Source organism: Paenibacillus sp. FSL R7-0297 (genome assembly GCF_038009025.1).
Lineage (GTDB): Bacteria > Bacillota > Bacilli > Paenibacillales > Paenibacillaceae > Paenibacillus_AQ.
On record NZ_JBBPAQ010000001.1, the window covers coordinates 5,708,208 to 5,725,867 of the forward strand.

Sequence of the window (17,660 nt, forward strand, 5' to 3'; positions counted from 1 at the left end):
CGGTAGGAAGCCGCTTACTTAAATAAATCCTTCTTCTTCTGATAGGTTGTATTCGCCCAGTCGGTGAGCTTCTGCAGCCCTATGTTCTCTGCATTCTTCAGCATATTCTCATAGGCTGCCACTGCCGCCTCCTCCGATTCTGCCAGATAGATCTTGACCTTCTCATTCTTGACCATCTCGTCAATCTTCGTCTTGATGGTCTTCTCCTGTGAATCCGGCTGGGTCTGAATCAGCCCGATCTCCGGCTTATAGACTCTGACGGACTTCAGATCCATCAGCGCCTGCGTCTTCTGCAGCTCAGGAACATAAGACAGCATGCCCTCGGTAACCCCATCGTTATAGAGATACCACCACTTTATCCCGTTTCTGTTCACAAAATCGGCATCGGATGGATTATATTTGAAGTCGGGGTGGCCCTCTTCATTCCAGGTCCAGTGTACCCCTTCGACTCCGAACATCGTCAGCTTCTTACCCTCGTCGCTGGCCAGATACTGGATGAATTTGATGGAGGCCTCCGGGTCCCTATTCTTCTTGGTGATGAAGGTTCCGGAGAAGCCGAGTCCTGAGCTGACTACCTTGGCATCCTTCGACAATACGCTTGGCAGCATCTTGAAGGAGAAGTCCCCCTGATTGCTCTTGATCTTGATGTTATCGGTATCTGCGGTGGATACGGTATGGCTATGGGCGAAGGCTTTGCCGCCCGTAGCATATTGATCATCAATCTGGTCATTAGCCAGTGCGAAATTCTCAGCCAGGATATAGCCATTGCGGTACAGGCTATTCATGAACTTGAAAAATTCCAGCATCTTGGGCTGCCTGATCGCATATTCCACCTTGCCGTCCTGTTCATACCAGCCGTCGAGCAGGGTCTCCGTACCGAACTGGGCCAGGAAATACTGTTCAATCCAGTCCTTATCCATGATCAGCGGGACCATCTCGGGATATTTCTCCTTGACCATGCCCAGCACCTTGACGAAATCATCCAGGGTCTTGATCGGCGGATTCCCCAGCTCCTTCAGAATATCCTCCCGTACCGCGATGCCCGGGTTGCCGTCGCTGCCTAACGAATATTTACTATTCTTCATCTCCTCCTGGGTCGCAAAGGAATTCCGCACGGTATAGAACTTGCCGTCATCCATGGTATGGATGGCAATCCGGGTCTTGTCAATCTTGAAATCCGGCGCATATTTCTCAATCAGCTCATTCCAGGAATAGGACAGCTTCGAGTCTGATAACCGGTCTATATTGGAAGAGGTGAACACCAGGTCCGGCAGGTCACCGGAGGCAATCATCAGCGGAAGCTGCTTATCATCGGTAGCGACTGTAACCTTGAGCTTCACTCCCGTCTTCTCGGTAATCATATCGGCGACCGGGCCCTTCCATTCCGTAACCGGGTACCACGACGCATCAATGAACAGGCTCAATTCCTTCACTTCCGCAGGTTTGGCCGGAGAATTCCCGCCTGCTGCTGCGTCCGGACTGCCGGACGGGGCGATCTGAGCGGCATTTCCTCCGCTGCCGCAGGCGGATAATACGGCAATTGCCAGCGCGGCTGCAACCATTTTGAAGCTTCTGCTTTTGTTCAAGCTAATCCCTCCATGATTGAAATTATGAATTGTCTAACCTTTTACCGAACCCAGCATGATGCCATGTACGAAATACTTCTGCAGGAACGGGTACACACAGATAATGGGAACAATGGACACCACCATTGAAGTGACCTGTAAGGAGAAGCTGGTGACACCCGCCGAGACACTGTTGGCTACCGCCAGCGAATCCATAGGAGAATTGCTCTTGTTGATGACCTCCATCATGCGGAAGGCCAGCGTACGCAGCTCCTCGGACTGGACGAAATAAGCTGAATCCAGCCAGGAATTCCATTGCCCAACCCCCATGAACAAGGCCATGGTCGCCAGCACCGGCGTTGAGACCGGCAGGATGATGCGGAAGAATATCGTAAGCTCACCGGCACCGTCTATATGCGCAGACTCTTTTAGCTCAGCAGGAATCTCGCGGAAGAATGAGATCGCAATGAGCAGGAAGAACGTGCTGAGCATGGACGGGACAATGTATACCGCAAAGGAATTCAGCAAGCCTAGTGAACGCAGGACTACATAATAAGGGATCAGTCCGCCGGAGAAGTACATGGCGAATACGATCACTGTGAAATAGACCTTGCTGAATAACAGATCACGATGGGACAGGCCGTAAGCGACAATGCTGGTGAGCAGCAGTCCAAGCAAAGTACCGGAAACCGTCCGCAGTACGGAGACCAGGAACGCCTTCACCCACTTGGGATCATCCATGAACACCCGGTAATTCTCCAGGGTAAAGTTCCGGGGCCACAAATACACACCGCCCAGCAGCGAGTCCGAGCCTTTATTAAAGGAAGCAATTAACACATAATAGAACGGATACAGCATCGTGAGCATAATAACGAACAATACCCCATAGATCACGCTGTCAAAAACAAAATCCTTCTGCCGCTGACTCTTCAGCACAGCCTTTCCTCCTCTCTCTAAAAAAGACTTGAGCCTGACACCCGTTTGGCAATATAGTTACTGGAGAATATCAGCGCTACCGAAATCACGGATTGGATTAAATCTATCGCCGCTGCGTAGGAGAACCGCCCGTCGCTTAACCCCACCCTGAATGCGTAGGTCTGGACAATCTCAGAGGTTGGATTATTGATACTGTTGCCGAACAGGTAGGCCTGCTCGAAGTTGGAACCCACCAGTCCGCCACCGAGAATACTTCCGATGGTCAGCACCAGTACAACAACGATGGTCCCCTTCATCCCCGGCAGGGTGATATAACGGATACGAGCCAGCCTTCCGGCACCGTCAATCTCCGCAGCTTCATAGAGGGAAGGACTGATCCCCGATATCGCCGCCAGAAAAATAATCGTCCACCAGCCCATCTCCTTCCACACCGCACTCCCTACCGCCAGCCCCCAAAAGTAATTCGGACTGGTCAGGAAGGCCAGCGGCTCATCCGTGAAGCCCATCGCCATCAGCGCCTTATTGACCACACCGACATCGGCGGACAGGAAGGCATAGGATACGCCAACCACGACGACCCAGGAGATAAAATGCGGCAGATAGCTGATCGTCTGCACCAACCGCTTGAAGGCCATGTGCTTCACTTCATTCAGCATAATCGCCAGCAGAATCGGTGCCGGGAAGGCGAAGATGACCTTCAGCAGACTGAGGACCAGCGTGTTGCGGACCAGCTTGCCGAATTGATAGTCATGCACGAATTCATCGAAATACTTCAGGCCGACCCAGTCGCTCGTGAAGATCCCTTTGATCCCGCCGGAGATGCTGTAATCCTTGAAGGCCATTAGAATACCAAACATTGGCGTATACGCGAAGATCAGCAGATAGATCATGCCCAGCCCGACGAACAAATGCAGGATCTTCTGTTTTTTGAAACGCTTCCATAAAAACAACCGCCGGCTTCCGCCAGTCCCGGGACTCCTAACCTGTGTTTGCAATTCCATATTCGCTCCTCCCTTGTACCTTCAGTTTACCTTCAAGCCCAGGGACGGCGTAAGCCAACATTCTTAAGAAAGCGTTGTCATTTTTACATGCGGTTACGGAAAGGTGCAGTTGTCGATTTGAAGTGCGGTCCCGATTCAAGCGATCTATCTTTATTCGTCAGATTGCTATACCCTAGTAGTATCATACTGTTAAAGGATACGGGTGCTGACTATGAATGCTAAGGAATATGGACTCAGCGAGGGACCGATGGTGAAGGGGAACGGGTATAAGCCTCCAAATCTGCACAGATGGGGACCAGGTGTCCGTGATGTCTATGCCCTGCATTATATCGTAAGCGGCAGGGGGTATTTGAAGACAAGCCAGGCGGTTTATCCTCTGGAGGCCGGAGACAGCTTCATTATTTTCCCGCAGATGGAGGTGTATTATTATCCTGATCCGCAGGACCCGTGGGCGTATTGCTGGATTGAATGTGGTGGTGCGGAGGCCTTGCGGTTATTGGAGATGATTCATATGTCACCGGATCACCCCGTTGCAGCGGCTGCTCCGCAGGACCTCAAGCCCCTGTTCGACAGAGTCGAGGCGAATGCACTGGAGCCGTATGAACGGGAGCGGTCGGATGCCGGACTTCGTCTGTTGCTAACCTATTACATGGAGTATTATCCAAGCGAACAGGCCTCCCTCAAGAAAGACTATGTAGGTTCAGCCAAGGCATATATGGAGAGGAACTTTTGGAAGTCTTCCTTGTCGGTTCTGGATGTCGTGGATTATGTCACAATCGAGCGCAGCTACTTGTTCCGTCTGTTCAAGAAGGAGACGGGCACCTCCATCTCAGGTTATCTGACCGCCTTCCGGATTCAGCGGGCCTGCGAGCTGCTGGGCGAGTCCCGGTTATCTGTTAAATCACTGGCTTATTCGGTCGGCTACCACGACCCGCTGTATTTCTCTAAGATCTTCAAGAAGGTTACTTCTTACACGCCGTCACAGTACAGGAAGGTGTATAGGGAGGGGATTGTACCCCTTCCTCCGGCGGATGGGGGTGGGGGGTGAGATTGGCGGATGCCTTGGTGGGCGCGGGGAAACTTACCTGTGCGGGTGAGCGATGTTGGTGCTGGTGCTAAGTTTTTCGCTTACATTTGGCCCACACGCCCACGCTAGCGTCCAATGTGTTCGGTTTTTCGCTTACATTTGGCCCATCCACCTCAGCACCGCCCAATGTGTTCGGTTTTTCGCTTGCATTTGGCCCACGCGCCCACGCAGCGTCCAATGTGTTCGGTTTTTCGCTTACATTTGGCCCACGCGCCCACGCAGCGTCCAATGTGTTCGGTTTTTCGCTTATATTTGGCCCACGCGCCCACGCTAGCGTCCAATGTGTTCGGTTTTTCGCTTACATTTGGCCTACGCGCCCACGCAGCGTCCAATGTGTTCGGTTTTTCGCTTACATTCCGGGTTGTACTATTCTTCAGACCAAATCCGGGCTTTGAATGGTACCTATATACTCGTAGTATGTAACTCGTGGAGATATCCCTCTCGCTACAGGGCGAAATTTCCCCTTATCCACCAGCATACGGCTGTATTTAATTACTGTCGTATTATGTAGCTCAAGTTCTCTCGCGGCATCACCCGGACGGAGGACACGGTGGTTACGGATGGCTAACCGCATCAGATCTCGTTCAATTCGAGAATAGGATTTGTCTTTTCTTTTATTAGCAGTTCCGGCCGACAAATAAGGAGCCAGAACGTTCCGCATTGTGGAGAGAACAAAAGGCGGATTGTCTTTCATCTCATCCAGCGAGATATAGAGAACCATGTAGTCCTGTGATTGCAGGAAGAGACCGCGATTCAAGTCCATCCGGTATTTGCTCCGGTCCGTGCCATGCGATCCATAATCCATAATCTCAAATGCAATACGCGAGGAACCGACCTTCCACAGTAAATCAATAAAATACGATCTCCCACGCCAGTCCTTAACTTCATATTCCGGATGGAGTCCCTGAAAATATCCAACAAGCGGCCACCCACATATTCCACGAATAAGCGGTTACCGTAGCTGTGCCCCCGCTTTAGCGCATCAAGCCGCTCCCCCTTTCTTCGTTTCAAATGATTGCTTAACCAATGGTCATGTTCTTCTGTAAATCCCACTCCAATTCCCCCGCTTTGCAATAAAATTAATCTCTAAACGCACAAAACCCCGCCGCCTTCTTAAAGAGAAGGGAGCGGGGCATTCTTTGCCACGTTTACTGCATCTATTACTAGTTTGCCACTTTTGGTCAGCGAACGCAAGATGAAGATCACAAAAGACCTTATGGTCCAGCTACACAAGTACAATGTGTTCGGTTTTCCGCTTACATTCCGCTCGAACGACTCCGCACTCCCCAATGTGTTCGGTTTTTCGATTACATTCCGCTCGTACGCCTCCGCACTGCCCAATGTGTTCGGTTTTTCGCTTACATTCCGCTCGCACGCCTCCGCACTCCCCAATGTGTTCGGTTTTTCGCTTACATTCCGCTCGAACGCCTCCGCACTCCCCATCTCACAAAAAAAAGGCTGCTCCCGGCGCGTCTTACCGCGCATGGGGAGCAGCCATATTCACGCATCAGAAACAGCCTTGTTCACACTTTGACAACAGCCCTTATGCTGAAGGCCTGCTTCAGCTTACTCAGCCGGAACGGGTTCCAGCACTGGTTGGAGATCCAGTTGAAGCTCTGGCTCGACCACACTGTCCGTACTGTCCACACTGTCCGTACTCTCCGTAATTTCCTGAGCGTCTGTCGATTCCATAAGAGCCGATGAACCGCCCAGGTATTGCTTCAGCCATTTCAATGCAGGGCGCTCTGTGCCGTTGGAATTCACCAGATGGGTGTTGGCTGCCCAGGTCTGATTCTGGATGTAGCCCCAGAGGGTTACGCCTTTTACCGAAGGATGATTCCAGAGCACCGGGAACTTCTCTTTGTATCTGTTAAGCTGTGTGTTGTCGTCGCCGGTGATATCCAGCTCAGAGACGTAGATAGGCAGGCCTGTCGCGGCCAATTTGCCCAGCACGGTATTCATCGTAGAGACGCTAACTGTATCCATATTGAAATGATGGCACTGAATGCCGATTCCGTCGATCAGTCCTCTGGACTTCAGGTGATTGATAATGGTCACATACTTATCCGTCAAGCTGGGGTCACCGATAATGCCATATTCATTGATGAGCAGCTTGGAATTCGGGAACGCCGCTCGTGCTTGCTGGAAGGACCAGATGACCCAATCCCAGCCGGTGCTTCCGTCACCGCCGATGGCATTGCGGTACGAAGGCTTGGCATGCAGCGGTTCATTGACGACATCCACAAAGGCTGACTTTGCGGAATAACGCTGGCCTGCCTGAGTAATGAATGAGCTGATCTCCGCCTTTTGCTCCGCTGCCGATAAGCCTGCAACCCAGTTAGGCTCCTGGCTTCCCCACACTAGGGTATGGAACTTGAACGGGATGTTCTTGCTAATCGCATAGTTATAGATCATATCCGCATTGCCCCAGTTCATATTATTGCGGTTGCCTTCGACCGCTCCCCATTTGGTGCCATTCTCAGGGGTGACCTGATTCCAGTAGGTGGTGAAGTTCCCGGGAGCACTGCCTGCAATGATATTTCCCAGGAACTTAGGTCCATTGGTAAGTGCTGCGCTGGCGTTGCCTGCCATGACAGAGGTGAGCAGGACACTGGCTAAAGCCAGCCCGCCTACTAGCTTTTTGATGCTGTTCTTCAATTGAATACATCTCCTTTGGATGATTATATAAGACGCACTTAAGTTTTGAACTTGAAGCTTCATCGTCACTACGGTGAACATTTGGACTTCCGGCCGCTGTTGTCTCCAGATTTCTTGATTTAAACCGCTGTTCGTAGGTGAAATCCGGTGACAAAGGCGGTCGCTACCGCTCCTACAGTTCCAAATTTCCCCTCCGCTTCTTTTGCTTTTTGTTTATTTCTTTAGTGCTTCTTATTTAGATTCAAATGCAGCTATTCCAGACGTAAATAATCAAAATCCGCATAACCGCCCGCAGCCTTCGTTGCATAATTGAACAGTGCAAACCGGTAGCCCATGAAGTGGGGCATTGTATAGGACATCTGCAGCGTATTGCCTGCCGACGTCCAGTTGCTGCCGTCAAGGCTGTAGTAGAAATAGGCCTTGTCTGTCTGGTTGGTGTAATCACAGACCACCTTCAGATAGACTCTGTTCTGGCTGAGCGGCACGTTTGCCACTTCAGTCATCGATCCGGAGCCGGCATTAACCATTACAATGGACTTGGAATTGCCGGACCTTTTCACACCCACGAAGCCGTATTTAGCCTGGAATGCAGCCAGACCTGCGTAATCCCCGTCCTTCATACCGCTGGTCTCCAGGGCGGTGACGCCCGTGCTTTTCGGTCCGAACGTCCGCTGGGTCAGCGTGTTTCGGGCATCCAGAATATTTGTGCTTACCTTGCCGGTGGTTAACCGCATGAAGCCGGGACGCTGTGTCAGGGACCACTTGGTGTTGTCGGGATTATGGTTCCACTGCCATACCTTGGCAAGCCCCGCTTCTGACGAAGCTGTAGCTGCGAACGACACATCGTCTACATAAAAGTTCATCAGGTCATTGGCGGCATCCGGCGCAGAATTGTAAGGGGTTTCAACAAAAATAAAGGTCTGGGACAGATCGGCACCGGCGGGAAGTGTATAGGTTCCCTGGATGGTGCCCCACTCTCCCCGGGTCAATGTGGCAGAGCCCAGAACCGTAATACCGGTATAGCTTGGCCCATTCTGGATATCCAGGTTAAAGGACTTGGTAGCCGGGCCTGTCGTGTATTTAACCTTTGCCGAGAACATATAGACTGTGCCAGCGGTCACCTTCCCGGTGAGATCCTGCTTCAGTCCTGTACCCGTCTGTTGTCTCCCGCTGACCAGTACGCTGCTCGAACCGCTATAACGTTCTGCAGCAGTAACGGCCACCGCTGCCGTATTGTTATTCATCCACGGGCTGATGTCTGCCGCTTCAAAGCCGCCATTCACAATTAGCTCCGCAGAGGCGGAAGCCGCTGAGAACTCATCGGACGCGTACACCTTCTTCACAGGATAGCCTTCAGCAGGCATATTCAGCGTGCGCGGCGCTTTGCCCCCGCTTCCGAAGACCGGCCAGTTGCCGGACCAGGATACCGGAACCAGATACGGCATCCGTCCAACCGCTCCGCTGTCCCTGAAGAGCATGGCATACCAGGAGCCGGATGGCGTGTCCACGATTCCGCCCTGGGCAATGCCGGAGTCGTTAAGTGATACCTGACCCGTATAGCCACCGGTTAAGCTGGTGGAGCGGTAAGTCAATTGTGTGCGTCCGCTTCCCGAAGGCCAGCAGATCAGAAAGACATAATAATAGCCGTTGATCTTCTGGATATGCGCACCTTCCGCCTTCACAATGAAGCTTGAACCGGCAATATTGCTGGAGCCGGGGATAATAACCTGGTTGATTCCTCCTGACTTGATAGCTTTGGCGTCCGCCGTCAGCTCAATCAGGCTGATATTATCGACACCGTATACCAGGAACACCCGGCCGTTATCGAACAGCAGCGACGCGTCATGATAATAGCTGCCCAGCACAGATGAGGTCCATGGACCATTTTCAATATCCGCCGTCTGATAGATATAGGTTTTGCCGGTAGAATTGGACCCAAAGCTCACATAGTAGATACCGTTATTGTATCTGAGGCTGCTTGCCCAGGAACCCTTGCCGTACTCATTCTGTCCGTTGTTCAGATTCTGTGCATCGCCATTTGCATAGGTATCGTAGACGTAGTTCACGATCTCCCAGTTCACCAGATCATAGGACTTCATGATGGGAACGCCGGGGTTCATGTGCATGGTGGTGCTGGTCATATAATATACGCCTCCTACCCTAATTACATCTTTGTCCGGGGCATCGGCATAGATGAACGGATTGGTAAATGTTGCAGCGGCAACCGTCGAAGGATTGAACAGTATGCCTAGCAAGAGCGAAATTGCCAGCAAAAACAGCCCCGTTTTTTTGACCATAGTGCCTGACCTCCTGCCTGCTTGTACGATCATTGGCTCCATTCAATATAGTCCACAAGCACATCCCAGGTTCCATCGTCCGTGGTTACGACCAGCTTGACCTCCTGATTGCCGGTGCCGTGTGCCACATTGGACAGGGTCTGTACGGAAGGTGTAGTCCCGCTGAAGCTGAAGGAGCCGACAGTCACCCCGCCGATCTGCAGATCAACTTTGGCCGTAGCAGAGTTGCTGGAAGCACCCCGGACTGAGACATTATGAGTACCAAAAGCAAAATACTGATTGAACGCAGCCGCGTCATCATTCCCGTATAACGCCACTCCGCTGAACGGGGTAGTGATCTTACCTGCATACGTGCCGCTTAAGCTCATGTCTTCTGCTTCAACCTTACTTCTGGAAGGAGTCGTGGTGCCCCCCTCAGAGAACTGCCAGTAATCCAGATTGAACAGGTTGCCGGAGCCTGATCCGGTGAATACCAGGTAGAGTCTGTGAACTCCTGTCGCATTGGTGACTGAGGTTTCTACCTCCTGCCAGGCTTGCGCTCCTCCTGTAGAAGGGACATTAAGCGTGCCCACTAGCGGTCCGGTTGCGCTGTCCAGCCGGAGTTCGATTTTGCCGCCTGTGGTAGAAGCCACGTTAGCCTTGAAGCTGGTAGCACCGGAACCGAAATCGGCATTGCCGACGGCAACCCAGTCTCCATTGTTAATGCTGGTCACATTCATATTGCTTACAGGGCCGCCCGCAGCCTGAGTAGCTTCAGTAGCAATGCCTGCATTCCAACCGATGGTCTCGGCTTCGACTCTGGTGAACGGATTCAGATTGGCAATCTGGGCAATACCCGCCAGATCTCCCTGAACCTCCTGAATGGTCCCGTTTGCATTATGGACAAGCTTGTTGATATGCGGAGAGCGGTAGCCTTTGCCGTCCCCGAGTACAGCCTTCGCCACGGTCTGGGCATGATACACTACATACCACTGGTTATTGAAGTTAAATACCGCATGGTGGTTGTTGCCGCCTACACCGAAGAAGGTATAAGGATTCTTCAGAAAATGTCCGGTATACGTAAATGGTCCCATCGGACTGTTGCTCACCATGTACCCGATTTCACCTGCCGGATAGGCAGCCGGGTGTGTGCCGGAGAAATTGAAGCAATACGAGTAATAATATTTGCCGCCGTATTTGTGAATTCCCGAATCCTCGAACATATAGGGAGCGTCAATTGTGGATGCGCTGCCAACAATGCTCGTCATATCCGCACCCAGTCTCAGCACACGAGCTGTGCGGGGATTGGCTACAGATGCCGGGTCCGAAGTGTTGGGGATTCCCCCGCCGGCATACAGATATCCGCTGCCGTCATCGTCCACCAGGACAGCCGGATCAAACAGCCAGGTCACGCCGGACATGCCGGGAGTAGACCCTGTCACCAGCGCTTTGCCCAGCGGATCCGACCAGGGGCCAATCGGAGAATTGGCTGTTAACACGCCGATGCCTGATGCACCGTTTGCAAAATACAGGAAAAATTTATCCTGGCCGTTAATTTTTTTCACCGCCGCCGAAGGCGCCCAGGAGAGAGAGGCCCATTTGGCAATGCCGGCGCTGCCGTTGACATTATTGGCTCCGGCCACCGGAATGGCGCCGTGATCTGTCCAGTTCACCATATCCGCCGAGGAGATGACATTGATTTTATTCAAGGCGCTGAAATCATTGTCCTTCACGGTTCCGTTGCTGTTATAAACGTAGGCATCGCTGGACATATAGACATAGACTCTTCCGTTATACGTCAGGGCGAAAGGATCGGCACCCAGCTTGTGATCCATCAGAGGATTGGAATTCCCCGGCTGCTTGGCCGTGGCATTATTTGCAGCAGACACAGACATCATGGGCAGACCGTTTAGGAATAAGACAAGGGTTATTGCAATGACCAAGAGTTTTTTAAACATCGGCATACCTCCATTAAGATTAATTTGTAATCCCTTTCAATCGGCTGCCGCACAAATAACGGTCGCCGGCAGCTCCTCCCCTCTAGGATTCTTTAGATGATTCTACTAATATTTGTTATTCGAGATCATCTTAAACTAATTTCCAGTTTGGAACAATGTAGTTTTTTGTTTGAAAAGTTGAATTTTTTTGGCGTTTTATCTGCATAAAAAAAAGCCGGAGCAAAAGCGCCTGGCTGATTCTTCAATATTTGCGGTTGTCTATCTCCCTACCCGCCAGTTCTTGCGTGTAAATGTCCTCCGGCGTTATCATTCGCTTGGGCAGCGTCCGGCCAGCCATAATCTCATTAACTGCCTGCATCAGCAGGGGGCCCAGCATCGGATTGCATTCGACAACAGCATTAATGCTTCCCGCCGCCATCTGTTCAAATGCCCGCCGTGTGCCGTCCACTGAAACTATTATTATATCGGTGCCCGGTACAATACCGGCCTCTTTCATAGCCTCCACAGCACCAATAGCCATATCATCATTATGGGCAAAGAGCACCTGGGGCCACTTCTCCTTCGGTTGCTGCAAAAAAGTCCTCATTACCTCACGTCCGCCGCTTTGTGTGAAATCTGCCGGTGCAGTCATTGTAATCCGGAGGTTCTGCTTGTCCCCGAGCATCTTCCGGAACCCGCGCCCACGGTCAATCGACGGCGTTGAACCTACGGTACCCTGCAATTCTGCGATATGGATGGCTTCACTATGATGGCGCATCTTATCTATCACATATTTGGCTGCCTTTACCCCTTCTTCATAAAAGTCAGAACCGATAAAAGTGACATAGAGCGAGCTGTTCTTCACGTTGACTGAACGGTCCACAATAATAACCGGAATCCCTGCCTGCCTGATTTCCAGAAGAATCGGTTCCCAGCCGGTCTGAACCACAGGAGCAATCGCTATGACATCAACATCGCTCCGGATAAAGGCACGAATGGCATCGAACTGTTGCTGCTGATCTTGTTCTGCGTTCTTCAGGACAAGGGTGATCCCCGCCTCCCCGGCGGCTTCACGGATCGAAGCGGTATTCGCCTCCCGCCAGGTACTCTCCGATCCAAGCTGGGAGAAGCCCAGCACAATCGGCTTGACCATGGCTCTATCTGCCGGCGGCAGCAAGCCGGTATTCACTGCAGGAGAATGATGAGGCATCATCAATACCTGCGTATTGTTGCCTCCGCCGCCTGAGCAGCCGCCCAGCAGCAGTAACAGTAGGAGAACCAGGCACCCCTTAGCCGTTCTCAACAGGACCCCTCCTTCATATGATAGCGATTACAATTATATAGCAAAAACATGGGGAGACAAGAATTATTTGTCTCCCCAACCAGTCTTCTTATTCTTTTAGAGTCAACCGCCTTGAGCTTAACACCCGTTGCAGGAGGATAAAAATGAACAGCAGCAGGCCAATGACAATTTTGGTCCACCAAGAGCTGAGTGTGCCCTCGAAGCTGATAATGGTCTGAATCACACCTTGGATGAGTACACCGAAGAAGGTCCCCAGCACATAGCCTACACCGCCAGTCAGCAGTGTTCCGCCAATGACAACAGCCGCGATGGTATCCAGCTCAAAGCCAACAGCATGAAGCCCATAACCCGACAGCATATAAAAGGTGAAGACCACCCCTGCAAGCGCCGAGCATAATCCGCTAAGCGTATAGACAAGCACCTTGGTTCTCGCAACCGGAAGCCCCATCAGCAGAGCCGATTGCTCATTGCCCCCAAGCGCATACACGTTGCGGCCAAACCGGGTGTAATGGGCGGTGAAGATCGCCACAGCAACGGCAACAAGAGCAATAACGGCACTGATCGAGAGAAAGCTGCCGCCCGGCAGCGGGATTCTCGTCTGGGCAATGGCTGTGTAGAAGGAATTATCAATGGTAATGGTATCAATGCTGATTACATAACATAAGCCCCGGGCCAGGAACATTCCTGCCAGCGTTACAATGAACGGCTGGATTGTGAAATAATGAATGATCGCTCCCATAATGGTGCCAAACAACGCACCCATCAGAAGCACCAGCGGAATAACAACTGCCGGCGGCCACCCCTGCTGCTGCACCAGGCTTGCGGATACCATGGTCGATAAGGCAATGATAGAGCCGACCGAGAGATCTATGCCGCCTGACAGGATGACAAAGGACATGCCAACGGCCGTGATCAGCAGAAAGGCATTGTCGATGAGCAGATTCATCAGCACCTGCAGGGAGAAGAATCCGGTATACCGGAAGGAACCGGCGGCGAACATGACGAGGAACAGCACAATGGTGACCACAATCGGAATAAACTTGCGGTTAAGAGACATGACGGGTCACTTCCTTCTCTGCGGGATAATGCCGCGACTTCCAGCGGGCGGCCATAGCGGCCCGGAAGGTATCCGATTGAATCAGGCAGACCGCCAGCACGACACAAGCTTTGACGACCAGTGTGATTTCCGGCGGGACGCCGATCATATAGATGGTTGTGGTCAGCGTCTGGATAATCAGCGCACCGATTACGGTACCCGTAAGATAAAAACGTCCGCCGTTCAATGACGTCCCCCCGATGACTACCGCCAGAATAGCGTCGAGCTCATACCAGAGTCCGGCGTTATTGCCGTCGGCGCTGGAAACATTCGAGCTGAGCAATAGTCCGGCAATGCCGGCGCATAAACCGCAGAATACGTACACCGACAGAATAACCCAACGGGCGCGGATACCGGACATGGAGCTGGCGGCCGGATTGCAGCCCACCGATTCTATAAACAGGCCCAGAGCGGTCTTACGGGTAAGCAGCACGGCAATGACCAGGATTAGGGCTACTACAAATATTGAAAATGGCAGCGCAGCAAATGAGCCGGACCCGATATAGGCATACTTCGAGCTGGTTACCGTAATTATCTGTCCGCCTGTAACCAGCTGGGCGATCCCCCGCCCCGCTACCATCAGAATCAGCGTGGCTATAATCGGCTGAATTCCGGCCCCGGAGACGAGCAGACCGTTCCATACGCCAAGCATGAGCGACAAACCTGCTGCCAGCAGCACCGAGGTCAGGATCAGACCCAGGGCATTCTGGTCTGAAGCTTTGCTGATGCTCAGGCAGGCAATGGCGCCGGATATAGCGACAATGGAGCCGACAGACAGGTCGATGCCTTTGGTTGCCACTACCAGTGTCATCCCGATGGCCACCAGGATAAGCGGTGCTCCGAAGTTAAGAATATCAATCAGGCTTCCGTATAAATGTCCGTCATGGACGGTAATTGAGAAGAAGTCCGGCGAATAGCACAGGTTGAACAGCAGCAGTACAGCCAGAACACACAGCGGCCAGAATAAATGATGTTTTACCAGTTGGCTCATGATCGTGTCAGCCTCCCGCAATCGCCTGCATAATTTGCTGCTGGCTCATGTCCTTATCCGAAATTTCCTTCACTTTGCGGCGGTCGCGCAAGATGGCGATCCGGTCGCTGACCCGCAGCACTTCCTCCAGCTCGGAGGAGATGAACAGGAATGACATACCCTGCCGTGAGAGCGTCAGCACCAGCTTTTGAATTTCTGCCTTGGCTCCAATGTCAATGCCCCGTGTCGGCTCATCGAGAATAAACAACTCAGGCTCCGTCAGCAGCCACCGTGCCAGCAGAACCTTCTGCTGATTTCCGCCGCTTAAATTCTTGATCAGCAGGTCGGGATTTGGAGGATTGATATTCAGCATGCGGATATATTCTTCAGCCATCTCCTCCTGCCGCCTGCGTGAAATGGTCTTGAACATGCCGTACTTGGCCTGCAGTGCAAGGATAATATTCTCTCTTACCGACAGATCGCCGATAATCCCCTCTGTCTTGCGGTTCTCCGAACAGAAGGCGATCCGCCGTCCAATGGCTTCCCGTGGCGAATGTACCCCACCTCCTGATTCCGCTAGCGTCAATTGCCCGGAATCCGCTTTGTCGGCACCGAAGAACAGCCGGGCTGCCTCTGTCCGCCCAGATCCGAGAAGTCCTGCCAGCCCTACTACCTCACCCTTGCGGATCGACAGATCGAACGGCTCAATTCCGCCTTTGCGGCCCAGCCCTTCAGCTTTGATCAGCTCATCCCCCAAGGCATCCTTGTATTCTGCTGCCAGACCCGGCAGCTCTTCCAGCAAATTAAGATCCTTACCGATCATTTTTAAGACCAGATCCAGCCGGGATAGCTCCTTAACCCTATATTCACCGACAAGCTCACCACCCCGCAGGATGGTTACCCGGTCGCAGATTTCGTACATCTGATCCAAAAAATGCGTGACAAACAATATCGACAAACCATCCTTTTGCAGCTTCCTCATAATACGGAACAGCTGCTCCACTTCATTCTGATCCAGACTTGAGGTCGGTTCGTCCAGAATCAGTACCTTGGCTGAAATATTCAGCGCTCTGGCGATTGCGATGAGCTGCTGAACCGCTACAGAATACATATGCAAGGGAAGGGTAACGTCAATCTGCAGATTCATCCGTTCCCGAAGCAGCTCCGCAGCGCGCAGATTCATTTCCTTCCATAGAATGCATCCGAATCTTCGCGGCTCTCTGCCAATGAAGATGTTCTCGGCTACTGTCAGATTGGGGCACAGATTGACCTCCTGATAAACCGTGCTGATTCCCGCAGCCTGCGACTCCAGCGGGCTGTGCAGGGAAATGCGCGCACCCTCCATTTCTACCCTGCCCTCATCGATGGAATAGACACCGGTCAACACTTTGATCAGCGTTGACTTGCCTGCACCATTCTCCCCCATCAAGGCATGAACCTCACCAGGGAACAGGCGGAGGTTCACATTAGTTAACGCTATTACACCCGGAAACCTTTTATGAATCCCGGTCATTTGCAGTATGGGCAGCTGCGTGCTCATGGTTGTATCCACTCCTCATTCTCCATAGAAACGCCAAGGCGGTTGTCGGCCGCCTTAGACGCGATCTATTAGGCTTGCTGATTAATATTCACGGCTAGGCAGCGCTTCCTTGGCCTGCTCGGAAGTGAAGGTCGATTCCTCGGTCACAATCCGGGCCTCAACCGCTTGGCCGTCAACTACATTCTGCACCACCTGCATCAGCTGCGGTCCAAGCAGCGGATTGCACTCGACGATAAAGCTGATTTTACCTTCGCTGGCTGCCTGCATTCCGTCCTTCACCGCATCGACAGAGATAATCTTAATGTCCTCGCCCGGCTTCAGCCCTGCCGCCTCAATCGCCTGAATTGCCCCGAGTGCCATATCATCGTTATGGGCGTACAGCACATCAATATCCTTATTGGCCTTCAGGAACGCCTGCATAACTTCCTTACCTTTGGCCCGGGTGAAATCGCCGGTCTGAGAGGCAATGACCTTGAGATGCGGATTGCTCTTGATGACTTCGGCAAACCCTGCCATACGGTCATTGGCTGGAGCAGAGCCTGTGGTTCCCTGTAGCTCTACAATATTAACGTCCTTTGAAGCGTCTTTATACTGATCAGACAGCCACTCACCCGCCTTGCGGCCTTCTTCCACGAAATCGGAGCCGAGGAAAGTAACATACAGCGAGGTGTCTTTGGAATCCACCGCACGGTCGGTCAGAACCACCGGAATTCCTGCAGCCTTTGCCTCTTTAAGTACAGTATCCCAACCGGATTCCACGACCGGGGAGAAGGCAATCACATCCACTTTTTGCTGGATAAAGGAACGGATGGCCTTAATCTGATTCTCCTGCTTCTGCTGCGCATCCGAGAATTTCAGCGTATAGCCCGCTTCCTTGGCTGAATCCTGAATGGACTTCGTATTGGCACTTCGCCAGCCGCTCTCTGCACCCACCTGCGAGAAACCGAGCGTAATGTCCTTGGCCTCCGTCTTGGTTCCGCCATTCGCCGCCGGTGCTTCCGTTGCTGCATTCCCGGCATTCGCCGCCTTGTCCCCCCCATTATTGTTGCCGCATGCTCCAAGCATGACCATAGATAAGGTGAGTGCAAGCACTGCTCCCATTTTCCCGAATCTCTTCATACGTATTTATTCCTCCCCCTCGGCATTCACCAGATTCTGGTGTTCTGCTCATTATAAATCGCTTACAAAAGTCCGTTATACGGGCAGCCTTTGGCGTTTGCTTTCTATTTTTGGCTTTGTTTTGTCCACAGGAGGATTTTGTGTATTTTAATATTTAAAAGGTGTGAATTTT

14 protein-coding genes are annotated in these 17,660 nt (G+C 52.1%); 2 read left to right on the forward strand and 12 right to left on the reverse strand.

The window, feature by feature from the left end; all coding sequences use genetic code 11:
* Positions 1 to 14 precede the first annotated feature (14 nt).
* The 3 genes from MKZ24_RS25180 to MKZ24_RS25190 are packed head-to-tail and all read right to left on the reverse strand — an operon-like array spanning position 15 to position 3,502.
* Positions 15 to 1,586, reverse strand: a complete 1,572-nt coding sequence (locus MKZ24_RS25180) for an extracellular solute-binding protein (RefSeq protein WP_340787893.1) — start codon at positions 1,584 to 1,586, stop codon at positions 15 to 17.
* Between the two features lie 33 nt (positions 1,587 to 1,619).
* The gene (locus tag MKZ24_RS25185; protein ID WP_340787897.1) at positions 1,620 to 2,501 is read right to left on the reverse strand and encodes a carbohydrate ABC transporter permease; all 882 of its coding nucleotides are present in this window, start codon (positions 2,499 to 2,501) and stop codon (positions 1,620 to 1,622) included.
* A gap of 17 nt (positions 2,502 to 2,518) precedes the next feature.
* On the reverse strand, positions 2,519 to 3,502 hold the full coding sequence (locus MKZ24_RS25190; protein WP_042235261.1) for an ABC transporter permease: 984 nt from the start codon (positions 3,500 to 3,502) through the stop codon (positions 2,519 to 2,521).
* Positions 3,503 to 3,713: 211 nt separating this feature from the next.
* Between MKZ24_RS25190 and MKZ24_RS25195 the strand changes: the two genes are divergently transcribed.
* A complete protein-coding gene (locus tag MKZ24_RS25195; protein WP_042235259.1) occupies positions 3,714 to 4,550 on the forward strand; it encodes a helix-turn-helix domain-containing protein in 837 nt (278 codons plus the stop codon).
* A gap of 412 nt (positions 4,551 to 4,962) precedes the next feature.
* Here the strand turns inward: MKZ24_RS25195 and MKZ24_RS25200 are convergent, their stop codons facing one another.
* A complete protein-coding gene (locus MKZ24_RS25200) occupies positions 4,963 to 5,352 on the reverse strand; it encodes a hypothetical protein (protein WP_340787902.1) in 390 nt (129 codons plus the stop codon).
* A 432-nt stretch (positions 5,353 to 5,784) separates the two neighbouring features.
* Here MKZ24_RS25200 and MKZ24_RS25205 point away from each other — a divergent pair, with 432 nt between their 5' ends.
* Entirely contained in the window at positions 5,785 to 6,123 is a 339-nt protein-coding gene (locus tag MKZ24_RS25205) for a hypothetical protein (protein ID WP_340787906.1), read from the forward strand.
* 32 nt (positions 6,124 to 6,155) lie between these two features.
* Here the strand turns inward: MKZ24_RS25205 and MKZ24_RS25210 are convergent, their stop codons facing one another.
* The 8 genes from MKZ24_RS25210 to MKZ24_RS25245 all read right to left on the reverse strand — a co-directional run bounded on the left by MKZ24_RS25210 (position 6,156) and on the right by MKZ24_RS25245 (position 17,488).
* Positions 6,156 to 7,247, reverse strand: a complete 1,092-nt coding sequence (locus MKZ24_RS25210) for an endo-1,4-beta-xylanase (protein WP_231637845.1) — start codon at positions 7,245 to 7,247, stop codon at positions 6,156 to 6,158.
* Between the two features lie 251 nt (positions 7,248 to 7,498).
* The gene (locus MKZ24_RS25215) at positions 7,499 to 9,544 is read right to left on the reverse strand and encodes a beta-xylosidase family glycoside hydrolase (protein ID WP_340787911.1); all 2,046 of its coding nucleotides are present in this window, start codon (positions 9,542 to 9,544) and stop codon (positions 7,499 to 7,501) included.
* Positions 9,545 to 9,573: 29 nt separating this feature from the next.
* Positions 9,574 to 11,481, reverse strand: coding sequence for a carbohydrate-binding protein (locus tag MKZ24_RS25220; protein ID WP_445323682.1), 1,908 nt, complete (start codon positions 11,479 to 11,481; stop codon positions 9,574 to 9,576).
* A gap of 241 nt (positions 11,482 to 11,722) precedes the next feature.
* Complete coding sequence (locus MKZ24_RS25225; RefSeq protein ID WP_231637844.1) at positions 11,723 to 12,763, reverse strand: ABC transporter substrate-binding protein; 1,041 nt, start codon at positions 12,761 to 12,763, stop codon at positions 11,723 to 11,725.
* Between the two features lie 88 nt (positions 12,764 to 12,851).
* On the reverse strand, positions 12,852 to 13,820 hold the full coding sequence (gene yjfF, locus MKZ24_RS25230) for a galactofuranose ABC transporter, permease protein YjfF (RefSeq protein WP_042235249.1): 969 nt from the start codon (positions 13,818 to 13,820) through the stop codon (positions 12,852 to 12,854).
* Complete coding sequence (locus tag MKZ24_RS25235; protein ID WP_042235247.1) at positions 13,810 to 14,850, reverse strand: ABC transporter permease; 1,041 nt, start codon at positions 14,848 to 14,850, stop codon at positions 13,810 to 13,812. Before MKZ24_RS25235 ends, yjfF begins: the two co-directional genes overlap by 11 nt.
* A 7-nt stretch (positions 14,851 to 14,857) precedes the next feature.
* Positions 14,858 to 16,381 (reverse strand): sugar ABC transporter ATP-binding protein, encoded by a 1,524-nt coding sequence (locus MKZ24_RS25240; RefSeq protein WP_231637843.1) that lies wholly within the window; start codon positions 16,379 to 16,381, stop codon positions 14,858 to 14,860.
* A gap of 69 nt (positions 16,382 to 16,450) precedes the next feature.
* The gene (locus tag MKZ24_RS25245) at positions 16,451 to 17,488 is read right to left on the reverse strand and encodes an ABC transporter substrate-binding protein (protein WP_042235243.1); all 1,038 of its coding nucleotides are present in this window, start codon (positions 17,486 to 17,488) and stop codon (positions 16,451 to 16,453) included.
* Positions 17,489 to 17,660: the final 172 nt, after the last annotated feature.